The sequence below is a fragment of the Archangium violaceum genome (assembly GCF_016859125.1).
In the GTDB taxonomy this organism is placed as follows: Bacteria; Myxococcota; Myxococcia; order Myxococcales; family Myxococcaceae; genus Archangium; species Archangium violaceum_A.
In genome coordinates this window covers 5928402-5941607 of sequence record NZ_CP069338.1, presented here as the reverse complement: position 1 = coordinate 5941607, position 13206 = coordinate 5928402, and the positions used below count along the sequence as shown (strand labels likewise).

The following is a 13206-nucleotide window of genomic DNA, read 5'->3' as shown; positions in this document are numbered from 1 at the left end:
CCGAGCGCGCAACATGCCCCCCGTCACCGTCCAACAACTCGTCGCCAAGGACACCGATGCGCTGCGGGCGCTGCTCGCGAAGGACCCCGCCCACAACCTCTACCTGCTGGGGTTGCTGCAGGAGTACGGCATCGCGTCGGCCGACAACCGGTGCAGCTTCTCCTACTGGGGACGCTTCGATGGGAAGACGCTCACCGCGGCCGTCTTCGTGGGAGGCTCGGGCGGACTGGTGGTGCCCTCGGCGAGTGACGGCGCGTTCACCGGAGTCATCGCGGATGCGCTGGCCGAGCGCGTGAGACTGAAGGGCTCCGTGGGAGAGAAGCCAGCGGTGGACGCGCTGGTGCGCAGCCTGTGCGTGGGCAAGCCCCGGCTGTCCAAGACGTACCGCCTCTTCTCCGTGTCGGCCGATGACCTGGGGCCCTTCACCAACCCGCTGCTCCGGCTGGCGCGAGAGGAGGACGTCCCGCGCCTGATGCCGCTGGCGGCGGGGGCGATCCGGGAGATCCATGATCGGGACGCGCTCGCGGAGGATCCGCACTTCGAGGCGCGGGTGGCCCAGCGCGTGAGGGCGCGGCGTACCTACGTGCTGGAGGAGAACGGCGAGCTGGTGTTCAAGGTGGACATCGGCAGCCGCTCGCAATTCGGAGCGGAGCTGGAGGCCCTCTACACGGTGCCCTCCCAGCGGGGAAAGGGCCACGCCACGCTGTGCCTGGGGCAGATCTCCCGCTTCCTGCTGTCGTCGCTGCCGCGGCTCACCCTGCGGATAGAAGAGAAGGACGAGTCCCTGGCGCGAATCGCTCGCAAGGTGGGCTACCTGGCCGGCCGGACGCAGCGGCTGGTACTGACGGAGTAGCATCGGCGAGCGGGACGGTTACACTCCGCGCCCTCCGGAGTGCACCATGTCCCGTCCCACGCCTGAACGCCGTCCCCTCTCGGGAGAGGGCCCCGTCATCCTCCGCGTCCCCAGCGATCCGCGCTGGCTGCCCCTCGCGCTCGAGCGCTTCGACGAGGTGCTGGTGGACCATGCCCACTGCGAGAAGAAGGCGGCGGCCAACGCCCTCTCGATGATCCAGGTGTACCCGGAGCTGCCCGGCCTGCCGGCGCAGATGGCACGGCTGGCGCGCGAGGAGAGCGCGCACCTGGCCCGCGTGCTGGAGATAATGGCCCTGCGAGGCCTGACGCTGGGGCGCGACACCGGCGACCCGTACGCCCAGGGGTTGCAGAAGGCCATCCGCACCTCCGCGGAGGGTCGCAAGGTGGACCGGCTGCTCGTGGCCGCGGTCATCGAGGCGCGCTCGTGCGAGCGCCTGTCCCTCCTGGCCGAGGGGCTCGAGGACCCCATGCTGCGCCGCTTCTACGCCGAGCTGGCCCAGTCCGAGGACGGCCACCAATCGCTCTTCTACCGGCTGGCCGTCACCGCGACGAACGGAGACGAGGCCCCGGTGCGCGCCCGGCTGGACGAGCTGCTCGTCCACGAGGCCGCCGTGCTCAAGCAGGTGGGCCTGCGGGCCGCCATCCACTGAGCGTGCCCGCGGGCCCTGCCCTACGCGCTCAAGCGTTCATTTCGCTGCTGGGGCGTGACGGGCAGCTCCAGCGTGAACGTGGCCCCCTGCCCCGGCCCATCGCTGTGAACGCTCAAGGAGCCCCCCAGCTCCTGGGCCGCCAGGGCACTGGAGTGCAGACCAAAGCCGTGCCCCTCCTTCCGGGTGGTGAAGCCGTACTGGAAGATGCGCGTGAGCATCTCCGGCGCGATGCCCACGCCGTTGTCCCGCACCTCGATGAGGATGCGGTCGGCGGAGGGACGCACCAGACTCACGCTCATGTGCCGCTGCTCCTCGGGCACCGCGTCCATGGCGTACTTGGCGTTGCTGATCAGATTGACGAGGATCATCAACACCTTGTGCTTCTCGGTCAGCACGGGTGGCACATCCGACAGGTTCTTCGCCACGCCCACGGAGTGACGGCCGAGCGCGGCCTGGTTGATGCGCAGGGCGTCCTCCACCAGCTCACCCAGCTGGACCGGCTCGAAGAGCTGCTGGGGCGTCCGGGCGTAGCGCTGCTGTAGCTTGACGATGGCGCCAATGTGCTCGGTGTGCCGGCTGACGTCGCCGAGCAGCGTCTGGAGCTCCTGGCGCTCCATCAGCAGGTGCTTTCCCAACTGGCTCAGGAAGGGCAACGTGTTGCGCCCGCGCTCGTCCTGGGTGAGGAAGGTCGAGAGGTCGTCCTTGTGCTCCTCGAGCAGGTCCGCCACCCGCGCCACGTTCTCGAGCTTCAGCGCGGCCAGGCGCTCCCGGGCCAGCATCGCCGAGGTGAGGACACTGGTCAGCACGTTGCCCACGTTGTGCAGGACGTTGGTGGCGATCTCCGCCCGGCCCACCTGCCGCGCGGTCTCCACGAGCTGCCGGTGCACCTCCTGGAGCTCCCGGGTGCGCTCCTCCACCCGATGCTCCAGCCCCTCGTTGGCCAGCCGCAGGGCCTCCTCTCGCCGCTGGACCTCGCTGGCCATCCGCTGGAAGGCGAGTGCCAGCTGCCCCAGCTCGTCGGCGCGCGAGGTGTCCAGCCCCACCTCGAAGTCACCCGCCGACAACCGGGTGGTGGCCTGGGTGAAGTCCAGGAGCGGACGGGAGATCTGCTGCTTCAGCACCCAGTACATGATGGCCAGCTCCATCAGCAGCGACACCACGCCGAACAACAGGACATAGCGCGCCGCGCGAAAGGCGGCCGACGTCACCACCTGCTTGGGCATGACCGTGACGAAGTTCCAACCCGCGCCCTCCAGCCGCGCCACGGCGATGTACTCGTCGAACTCCGGCACCTCCAGCACGACCTCGCCGGGAGAGCGGGCCTCCACCCGCTGGAAGATGGCGCGCAGGTGGGCTCGCTGCCGCTCGGAGCTCTCCTGCGTGAAGACCGCCTCCGGATTCCGGGTGTCATTCAGGATGTTGTAGGCCTCCGCCCCGCTCTTCATCCGCAGCTCGGGGTGGGCGATGAGATGACCATCGTCGCGGAAGAGGATGTTGTAGGCCCCGGGCAGGTGGTCGCCGAGGGTCCGGCCCATCAAATCGTTCAAGAGCACGTCGTGGGAGAGGGTCGCGACGTGGCGTCCGTCCAGGTCCAGTGGGGTGGTGACCGTGACCATCCAGGTGTTGGTGGGCACATCCTCGAAGACGCCCGTCCAGGACGACTCCCGCTTCGGGTTGTTCTCGGGGAGGGCGAGCGTGAAGTACTCGAGGTTCAGGATCGAGAAGTCAGGCTCGAGCTCCAGGAAGTAGTTGGGCCCCTCCGGCCAGTACCCCACCACCACGCCCTCCGGCAGCATGACGCCGGTGTTCATGAAGCGGACGTGGAAGGCGGGCCCATACTGGATGACCACCTCGTACGCGGCCAGCAGCCGGCGGCGGAACTCGGCATCCACCGTCACGCCTCGGGGAACGTAGACGCCCGGCATCCGCGTCCCATCGAAGCCCTGGGGATTGTTGCGGATCGTCCCATCCGGGCGGGACACGAAGAGGCGGTCGAAGAGCGGCTGGGGATCCTGCTCACGCCAGACCCGGAGCCGCTCTTCCAGGGCCTTCTTGAGGATGGCGTGGTTGTCCTCCGCCAGCACGAAGATGGCCTGCTCCCGCTCGCTCCGATCCATGACACTGCGCTCCATCGTCACGAGGGTTTCCGCGAGGAGGGAGTTGTAGATGTGGAGGTAGCTGAACAGGGTGGTCAGGGCGATGATCACCGCGATGCGCACGCCCATCTTGATGAGCGTCGAGCGGGCCAACGATGACCGGGCCGGGGATGGGGAGTCGTGCTGTGGGGCCATGAGGGGGGCTGCTCGAGAGCGGGGCCCGGTCCCGCGAAGGACCGGGCCACGCTCATCCGGGTTGTTCAGGGAGTACTGAGGGGATCCGCCGGATTGCACCCCGCGGCCCGCTCATCGCCGTCGAGGTACCCATCGAGGTCGCGATCGATGCCCATGCGCTGGCCCGAACCCGGGGGCGCACAGGTGAAGGTCACCGCACCACCGCTCGTGGCGACGTGCTGGCGGAGGGTCGAGTCGGACGTCAACGGATGGGCTTGCCGATCAGCCTTGAACTGCCCGCTCCCCACGTGGAGGAAGCCCACGTCGGTCAGGCCGATCCGGCCCGTCACCACCAGGTCGCACTCGCCGGCGTTCGCGCGCGCCACCAGGAGGTTGATGCGAGGCAGCACCACGGAGGCGTTGCTGGCCGTGAGCGTCACCTGCTGGCCGACGATCGGCGCCAGGTTGCTGTCGAAGGCCAACAGGAACTGCTCCACGTTCTTCTTGGCCTGGACGCCCTCGGGCCCCTCCGGGATGCCCACCGAGTTGAAGATCGGATGGAAGTCGAAGCCGCTGTTGAAGCGGAACAGCGTGTCGATGGAGCCGTCGCTGTTGAAGCCGAAGCCACGGATCTGATCTCCCATGTGGGTGTCCGCGGGCAGGAAGCCGAAGTCGTAGCCCACGCCGAACATGCCGACCTTCTGGTACAGGTTGCGCAGCTGCGGGTTCTTCGGGAAGAGCGCCGTCGCGACGAAGGACGACTTGCCGTCCGAGCCGAAGAGTCCCTTGAACTGACCCGCGCTCGGGTTGGCGTTGGGATCCAACCGGTGGCACGAGTTGCACGGGCCATGGAAGAAGCTCACGGTGTTGAAGAAGAAGTCCTTCCCGGCCTGCTGCGCCGGCGTGAGCGAGTTGTCCAGGTTCCGGACCGGGTTCGGCGGGTACATGATCTGGAGGACGAACTCCGAGAACCGCTGCATCTCCGCGGGCGTGAGCTGCGCGTTCCTCCCGAGCAGCTCCATGAACGACGGGTTGAATTGATTGAACGCCGCGACCTCGTCGAACGCGCCATCGTCCGGCTGTGCACTCGGCTCGTCGTTGCCGCCCGAGCGGTCTCCGCGCCAGTGCATCGGCCCATGGTTCGCCATGCCGCGCAGGCTCTGGGTCGCGAACGGGCCCTTCACCGGGTGGAAGTTGGGATCCTGTCCGAAGGTGGGATCCGTGCCGAACTCGGGCGGCACCGGGGTGATGGGGTTCTGGTTGAGCTTGTAGGCCGCATCCGGGTTGCCCAGGTCCCAATCCAGGCCGTCGAAGTCGCCGAAGATGTGGCAGCTCGCGCAGGACGAGTCACCGTGGCTCGAGCTCCTGCGCGCGTCGTAGAGGTACGGACGTCCCGCCACCACGCTCGCCGGCTCGGGGTTGTGCATCTTCAGGTGGGCGATCTCCTGGCGCGTGGCGGTGTTGATGACGGAGACCGCGTTGTCGAAGCGCGTCAGCACGTACATGCGGCCGCGGGCCTCGTCCAGCACGAGCCCGCTGGGGCCACCGCCGCTCACGAGGATCTGATTCGCCGTGCTCGGGACGAAGGTGTCGGCCTCGAGCGCCGCGGTGGCGTAGACGCCGATCTTCGAGGAGCCGAACGCGGCCACGTACAGCGTGGCGCCATCGGAGGTCACCGCCATGCCGAGCGGCTGCGCGAGGCTCTTCTCGTTCTCCGCGTTGGGAATGGCCGCGCAGCAGACGCCGTAGTTGATGTGCTTGTTGAGGTGCCGCGGGGCGACGCCCGAGGAGCCCAGCACGGTGATGCGGCTCTCGTGCAGGTGCCCGCGCAGGCTGCTGCCGGCGAAGGTGCCCGGACCCTCGAAGCGCAGGTCATTACGCGCCTCGGTGTTGCTGACGTACACCTTCCCGTTCACCGGGTTGACGGCCATGTTGAACAGGGTGGTGCCAACGCCGGAGTAGAAGCCGGCCGGGCCCGCGAGCTGCGCCGGCGGGTTGGCGGTGGCGTCGATGACGAACACGTCCTTGTCCGGCAGGGAGAACTTCACCTTGTCCGTCCACGAGCGGCCCAGCACGTCCACCCAGTCCTGGCCGTTGAACCGGACGAGGACGGCGACCTCGGGCGCTGGCACTCCGGCCGCGTTGGTATTCGGACCCGGGACGCCACCAGCCGCCTGGCCCCCATTGGGCACGAGGATCTCGTGGACGACGGAGCTGCGGTTGCCCGAGTGGAACGCGGCGGCGTAGACGCGCGAGCCATCCGGCGTCGCCGCGAGCGCGCGCGGGGTATCACTGAAGAGGGTGACGATGGAGAGCGGGTTGCCACCGAGCGAGGTGCCCAGGTTGCTGGCGTCGAAGACCCAGACGTCGGCCCGGCCGATGCCCGGCGTGGTGAACTGCGGATCGAAGGGAACGTTCTGACCGCGGTGGGCGGCGGTGATGAAGGCGCGGCTCTTCCCCGTCCCGGCGAAGACGATGTCGCGCGGCTCATCGCCGACGAGCAGCGTGCGAACCACGAGACCGGAAATTCCAGTCAGGGTGGGGGTGAACTTCACCACGCTCACGCTGTCGGACAGGTGATTGACGACCCAGACCTCCTCGTCGCTCCGCGCCGCGACCGCGACGGGCTCGAGCCCCACGAGGACCGAGGTGAGGTGGGTGAGACCGCTCGCATCGACCTTGAAGACCTCAAGGCGGCCGTCCGGGGTATTGACGGCGTAGAGGTACTTGCCCGTCGGCGAGAGGGCGAGCGGCCGGACCTGTCCGCTCTCGAAGAGGGTAAACGACGCCGCGGACGCTTCCTGTCCCACCGTCAGCATCACCAGCAGCACCGCGGAGAGAATCACTCTCCATGGGTTACAGCGAACCACCACTCCCCTTGCTTCCATGCACCCTCCACGCAAGGCGCGAACTCCATGCTCGCGGCCACGACGAATTATCGGGAATGTTCAGGATCGTGCGCTGTGTGGCAGGGGCTGTAAAGACCGAGCGGATTTCTACCGAGGAAGCGGAGCTGACCCGGCTTGCGCGATTTACACCCACCTCGGGGATGGGTGGCGGCCAGCCCGCGCTGCGTCAGGCGGAGATGTTCCGCCGCGACGCCGGAGGGGACCCGGCTTCCGTGGCCGCCGCGCGCGTCTCGTCCAGGGAAACAGGCGCGGCCCCCGGCACCTCCTTGGGGCCCGGCTCGAGCAACCCGAGCTGGAGCAGGAGCCTCTGCACCCCGGTGTCGGCCCAGTCGTACGCGTAGCCCAGCAGGAAGAGCGCCAGCAGCGTCTGGCCGCGCACGGCGATGGCCCGGGAGAGCCGCTCCGACGGTGACTCGGGCAGCAGCCGGCGCAACCACGCGGGGACGCGCTGGAGGAACTTCTCCGGATGGATGAAGTCCTCGCCCGAGAGGTCCGCGCGCTCCTGCTCACGCAGGAAGGGCAGCTTCCAGAGCTGGGGCACGGGGGCCGCGAGCCGAACGATGGCCTTGAGCGTCGGCACACGGCGGCCGTGCTCGAGACGCCAGCGCGCGCGCTCGCCGATGCCCGCCTGCAGGCGTCCCTGGAGCTCCCGGACCCGCTCCGGCGACAGCCAGTGCCAGGGCTTCGTCTGGGAGTAGAACATGTGCCGCGAGAGGTACTCACGCAGCTCCCGCAGCTCGGGCGTCTCGCGGCGCGTGTCGCCGTCCGTCTCCACCAGCCAGCGCGCGATGCGCGAGCGGGAGGCGCCCGCGGACCAGAAGATGGCCAGGTCGAGCATGTGCGAGAGCACGAAGAAGCGGCTGTCCGCGATGGCCGGTGTGTACTTCTCGCGGATCATGTTCCGCATGATGTGCCAGTCCTGCCGCGTCGCCCGGTTCACCCGCTCGAGGTACTCCCTGTCCATCCCCCCACCCCGCAGATCCTGCTCCACGAGGTTGGCGATGTGCCACGAGCTCACCAGCGCCAGTGAGATGCCCTGGCTGTAGTAGGCGTCCACGATGGAGGCCGCGTCGCCCACCATGCCGTAGCGCCGGGGGCTCACGAAGGTGTCGGTCATGTACTGCACGTCGCGGTACATGCGGAACTCGAGCATCCGCTCCTTCGACAGCACCTTCGCCAGCGGAGGATGGCGGTTGAAGAGCTCCCACATCTGGGCCTCGGGCGTATCACCCGGTGGCGGCTTGCGCTGGTCGAACGTCGCTCCGACGCTGATGCGCTGCCCGGACAGGCGGATGACCCAGATCCAATACCCCTCGCCCCACAGGTGGAGGGTGTGGAGATCCCTCGAGGTCTGATCTCCATCGGCGTACGTGTGCACCCACGGCTCACCGAAGAGGTCGTCGGTGATGCCCTCGAACTGCCCCCAGACGGCCGTCGTCTGGAAGCCGTCGTTCAGCTCGACGGTGTGCTTCTGCTTCTTCGCCAGCAGGCGGTTGCGCCCCGAGCAGTCCAGCACCCACCGGGCCCGTACCACCCCCTCCTCCCGAGTGGCCTGACAGGCCCAGCGCAGCTCATGGAGCTTGCCGACCTCCTCGTGGATGACCACGTCGCGGACCTTCACGGTGTCCAGGAAGCGCACGTTCGGGAAGGCCCGGAGGGACTCGCGCATCACGTCCTCCGCCTCGGGCCGGACGATCTGCACGTCCATGAGCGCGGCCCGGAAGTAGCGCTTGTCCGGCGCCTGCTCGTACAGGTAGTGCGGAGGATCCGCGTGGACGCCCCACTCGGACGTCGCCTCGAAGCGCCGCGAGTGCTCCAGGCCGTAGGTGAACCACACGCCGTGCTTGGGGAAGCACTCCCCGGCGAAAGCATCCAGCCCGCCCACCGTGCGCAGGAAGGGGTTGGTGAAGATGAGGAACGACTCGCCCACCTTGAAGCTGCGTTTCTGCCCCCGCGCGTTGTCGAGCAGGACGACCTGCAAGCCCCGCTTCGCGTACTGCAGGGCATTGAAGAGGCCGACGATTCCCGCGCCGATGATGGCGATATCCGCCTCGGCGGCTCGCGCCTGTCCCTGAGCAACCTGCTCCATCGCGTGCACCTTCCGCTCGTGACGACCTGTCTTGGTGGTGGTGCGACGTTACCGGAATCCAACAGGCCACACGAGCGCTCACGCCGCCCCGCTTCGCGCCGGTCGCAGCGACTCGATGAACGCGCTCAGTGCGTCGACGTCGATGGGCTTCACGAAGTGCTGACGGAAGCCCGCCGCATGACTGCGTTCGCGATCCGCCGCCTGGCCGAAGCCCGTCAGCGCCGCGAAGACGGGGCTCGCCGCCCCCAGCCGTTCCCGGATGCGCTCGGCCACCCCGTACCCATCCACGTCGGGCAAGCCGATGTCGAGGATCGCCACGTCCGGGCGGAACGTCTCGGCCCGCGCCAGCGCCCCCGGGCAATCGTGCGCCACGGCCACCTCGTACCCGCTCAGGCCCAGCAAATCGGCCAGCGCCTCGGCGGCGTCGACATTGTCGTCGACGACGAGAACGCGCACGAGGCTCCCGGGTACGGCCTCCGCCGCTTGGGAGACAGGCGCCCGCGCCTCCTGGGTGAGCGTGTTCTCGGCCAGTGCGTGTCTCGGCAGCCACACGGTGAAGACGCTGCCCCGACCGGGTCCGTCGCTGCGCGCCTCGACATGGCCCCCATGCGCCTCGATGAGGCTGCGCACGAGCGCCAGGCCGATGCCGAGCCCCCCCTCGCTCCGGTCGAACGAGCGCGGCCCCTGGACGAACGGCTCGAAGATCCGGGAGAGGAGCTCCTGGGGCACGCCGTGGCCATCGTCCTCGACGACGAGCGCGATGCCCCCCTCCTGGTCGTGGGCCCGGAGATGGATGTGTCCACCGGGAGGCGTGTACTTCGCCGCGTTCGTGAGCAGGTTCGCCACCACCTGCGTCAAGCGGTCGGGATCCGCCAGCACGAGCAGGCCCGAGGGGGGCACGTCGACCTGGAGCGAGTGCTGTCGCTGCTCGATGAGCGGCGAGGCCGCCTCCACGGCCCGGGCGACCACGGACACGAGCTCGATGGGTTCGCGGTGCAGCGACATCTGTCCGCGGGTGATGCGCGACACATCGAGCAGATCATCCACGAGCCGGACGACGTGCTTCAGCTGCCGCGTGATGACGTCGTGCTCGGGCGTCTGCGCGAGGCCCCGCCTGCGGAGCAGCTCCAGCGAGGTCACGATGGGAGCGAGCGGGTTGCGCAGCTCGTGTCCGAGCATGGCGAGGAACGCGTCCTTGGCCCGCGTGGCCGCGACGGCTTCCGCGCGTGCCGTCTCGGCGCTGGCGAGGTGCGCGTCCCGTTCCCGCTCACGCTCGCGCAGCAACAGTCCGGAACGCTCCAGGGCCTCGCCGAGCCGCGCCAGCTCGCGCACGCTGGAGGGCTCCATGTGGGGAGGGTTTCCCTCGGCGAGGGAGGCCGCGGCGGTCGCGGCCTCCGAGATGGAGCGTTCGAGCCGCCGGGAGAAGACCCATGCGCCGCTCGCGCTCACGAGCAGCAGCGCGAGCCCGAGCCCCCCGACGGCGAACATCGAGCCGCTCACGGGCGCGTCCAGGACCCGCCTGGGACTGACGATCGCCGCGGTCCACCCCGAGGGGTGCGAGTGGCTGAACGCCACGTAGACCGCCGCACCGTCCATGGACACGTCGGCGTACAGGCCTTCGTGCGAGGCCCGGGTCTTCTCCAGGAACGGGGACGTCGCCGACTGTCCGACGAATCGCGCGGGCTCACGGGTGCGGGCCACCACCAGCCCCTGGGGATCCACCAGCACGCGAGTCCACTCCTCCCCCTCGGACGACGGACTGGAGACCACGCCCGTGAGCGCATCCGGGGAGATGACGGCCGTGAGCACATACCGGAGCACGCCTTCGCGCATCACCGGCACCCGGACGGGAAAGGCGAGCTGCTTCGAGGCGCCCCGGCCCACCGCGAGGCTTCCGACGGTGGGCTGGTGCGACTCGAGGATGCGCGCGAAGCTCTCCCGCTCGGTGATGGGAGCGAGCGGGGTGCCCATCGCAAGGGCGGTGTTCACCAACGGCTGGCCGTCCGGCGAGAACAGCAACACCGTCCTCCACGACGGCTGGGTGCGACGCACCCGCTCGCACTCCACGCGGAAGGCCTCCAGCTCGCCGCGATCGAGCGCCTCGGACTCGGCCAGCGCATGGAGCGTCTGGATGGAGCCCGACATCTCACGTTCGAAGGCCACCGCGAGCATGCGGGCCGAATGCACGGCGCGCCGCTCGACGGCCCTGCGCTCCAGGCGTGCCAGTTGGAAGACCACGATCGCGGCGAAGGCGATGGCGGGCAGAAGCGTCCCGACCACGAGCCGGACGAGGTGCCAACGGAGCGGAAGGGCCTGGGTGGGGCGGGAGGGCAAGGAGAGGCTCGCGGACAACTCGCGGACACCGTAATGAAGCGCCACGAGCCACGCAAACGTCAATCAGGCGTCTATGGGGGTGCCACCATCCGCTCGCTTACCGGCTCGCGGGCCCGGGACGGCTCGGCGCCGGCCTTGTGGAAGGGCCACACCAGGGGCACCACCGCCACGAGGAAGGCGAGCAGCAGGGCCGTCAGGGGTGTACCGAGCCGGAAGAAGTCCGTGAAGCGGTAGTGACCGGGGCCGTACACCAGCACGCAGCTCGGCTCGAGGGGCGTGATGAAGGAGCAGCTCGCCGCCAGCGTCACCCCGATGGCGAAGGGCCTCGGGTCCACCCCCAGCTTCGCGGCGGCGCCAACGGCCACCGGGAGGATCACCAGGGCCGCGGCCTGGTTGCTCATGGGCGCCGACAACACGATGGTCAGCGCCATCATCAAGAGCAGCACCATGCGCGGGCCTCCGTACTCGCCGAGCCCCGCCGCGAGGTTGCCCAGGAAATCCCCCGCCCCGCTCTCCTCCATGGCCACGCCGAGCGCCAACATGGAGCCGATGAGCAGCACCACGCGCCAGTCCACGCGGAAGGCCCGCCGCGAGTCCACGCAGCCGGTGGCGATCATCGCCAGCATTCCCGCCAGCCCCGCCACGGACAGCGGCACCACCTTGAAGGTGCCCAGCGCGAGCGCGCCGAGGAAGAGCACCACCGCCAGCAGCCATTTGCCGTAGCGCGGCGGCTGGTACTCCACGTCCCCGAGGATGAGCAGGTTGACGCCGTCCGACAGCTCCTGGACCCTGTCCCGGGGGCCACGCAACAGCAGCACGTCACCCACGGACAGCGGCAGGGAGGACAGCGACTGTCCGCCGAAGAGCCGTCCCAGCATCTGCAGCTTCGTCAACCGTTGGATGGCGGGCTTGCGGTGCAGCGCCAGCGCCACCAGTCCATAGCGCTCCAGGAAGAGCGTCTCCTTCAGGCTCCGGCCGATGAGCGGGCTGCCCGTGGGCACCGTCGCCTCCACCAGCACCGTGTCCTGGGGTCGCAGATCCGTGTCCGACAGCCTCATGTCCGGACGGATCTCGATGCCCCGTAGATCCTTCACCCGGAGGATGTCCTCGCGGTTGCCCTCGACGATGATGCGCTCGTCCCCCACCAGCCGGTAGCTCGGCACCGCGGGCATCGACTGCCCCTCCCGCACGAGCCCGATGACGCGCAGCCCCAGTCCCTCGGTGATCTCCGCCAGCTCCTTGCCCACGTAGCGCGAGTCGGGGGGAAGGATGGCCTCGGTGAGGTAGTCGCGCAGGACCCAGTCGCCCACCGCCCCCTTGCCCACGCGGGACGGCAGCAGCAGCGGCCCCAGGAACACCACGACGAGGATGCCGATCACCGCCACCGGCAACCCCACCGGCGACAACTCCGTCACCCCGATGGGCTTCAGCCCGAAGCGTGGGAAGGCCGCGGACGCCACCAGGTTGGTGGAGGTGCCGTACAGGAACACCATGCCGCCCAGCATGGAGGCGTAGGCCAGCGGCAGCAGCACCTTGCTCTTGGGCACCTTCGCGCGGTTCGCCGCGCCGATCGCCACCGGCAGGAAGGCCGCCGTCGTCACCGTATTGGAGACGATGGAGGAGAACACCGCCACCACCACCATCATCGCCAACACGAACGTCTGGTGGCCGAAGCGAGCGAAGAAGGCGAGCCGCTGCCCGACGAGCTGCACCACCCCCGTGCTGGCGAGCCCTTCCGTCATCGCCAGCAGGGTGAAGATGAAGATGACGGTGTCGTTGCTGAATCCCTCGAAGGCCTGTTCGGGCGTCAACACCCCGGTGACGGCCAGCAGGCACACCACCACCAACGAGCTCACCTCAATGGGAAACACGTCGATGGAGAAGAGCACCAGGGCAACGAGCACGATGCCGAGGACGATTGCGATGGCCATGGACGCCCCGAACCTGTGCCCAGGTGTGCCAGAAGGTGAGCCCCCTCTTCCGAAAACGTCTCCTACTGGATACTGGAGGCCAAATAAGTGGAATTAAAGGAATGTGAGAGTCCAGGGACGGCCTTCACCTTGGAGCGCTGTTGCTTTTAC

The 13206-nt window shown here is 68.8% G+C and carries 7 protein-coding genes; 2 read left to right on the top strand and 5 right to left on the bottom strand.

The genetic code is table 11. The features are described 5' to 3' along the window. The first annotated feature begins 13 nt into the window (after positions 1-13). Both JQX13_RS25450 and JQX13_RS25445 read left to right on the top strand, forming a co-directional pair. Positions 14-853, top strand: a complete 840-nt coding sequence (locus tag JQX13_RS25450) for a DUF4081 domain-containing protein (protein ID WP_203411496.1) — start codon at positions 14-16, stop codon at positions 851-853. 46 nt (positions 854-899) lie between these two features. After that, entirely contained in the window at positions 900-1523 is a 624-nt protein-coding gene (locus JQX13_RS25445; RefSeq protein WP_203411495.1) for a tRNA-(ms[2]io[6]A)-hydroxylase, read from the top strand. A 20-nt stretch (positions 1524-1543) separates the two neighbouring features. Here JQX13_RS25445 and JQX13_RS25440 read toward each other — a convergent pair whose 3' ends face one another. The 5 genes from JQX13_RS25440 to JQX13_RS25420 form a co-directional block, all read right to left on the bottom strand. Further along, positions 1544-3814 (bottom strand): ATP-binding protein, encoded by a 2271-nt coding sequence (locus JQX13_RS25440; RefSeq protein WP_239015155.1) that lies wholly within the window; start codon positions 3812-3814, stop codon positions 1544-1546. Positions 3815-3879: 65 nt separating this feature from the next. Next, on the bottom strand, positions 3880-6681 hold the full coding sequence (locus tag JQX13_RS25435) for a hypothetical protein (RefSeq protein ID WP_203411494.1): 2802 nt from the start codon (positions 6679-6681) through the stop codon (positions 3880-3882). A 187-nt stretch (positions 6682-6868) separates the two neighbouring features. Beyond that, entirely contained in the window at positions 6869-8791 is a 1923-nt protein-coding gene (locus JQX13_RS25430; RefSeq protein WP_239015154.1) for an NAD(P)/FAD-dependent oxidoreductase, read from the bottom strand. 78 nt (positions 8792-8869) lie between these two features. Next, positions 8870-11188, bottom strand: a complete 2319-nt coding sequence (locus JQX13_RS25425) for a hybrid sensor histidine kinase/response regulator (RefSeq protein ID WP_239015152.1) — start codon at positions 11186-11188, stop codon at positions 8870-8872. 8 nt (positions 11189-11196) lie between these two features. After that, complete coding sequence (locus tag JQX13_RS25420; RefSeq protein WP_203411493.1) at positions 11197-13056, bottom strand: SLC13 family permease; 1860 nt, start codon at positions 13054-13056, stop codon at positions 11197-11199. Positions 13057-13206: the final 150 nt, after the last annotated feature.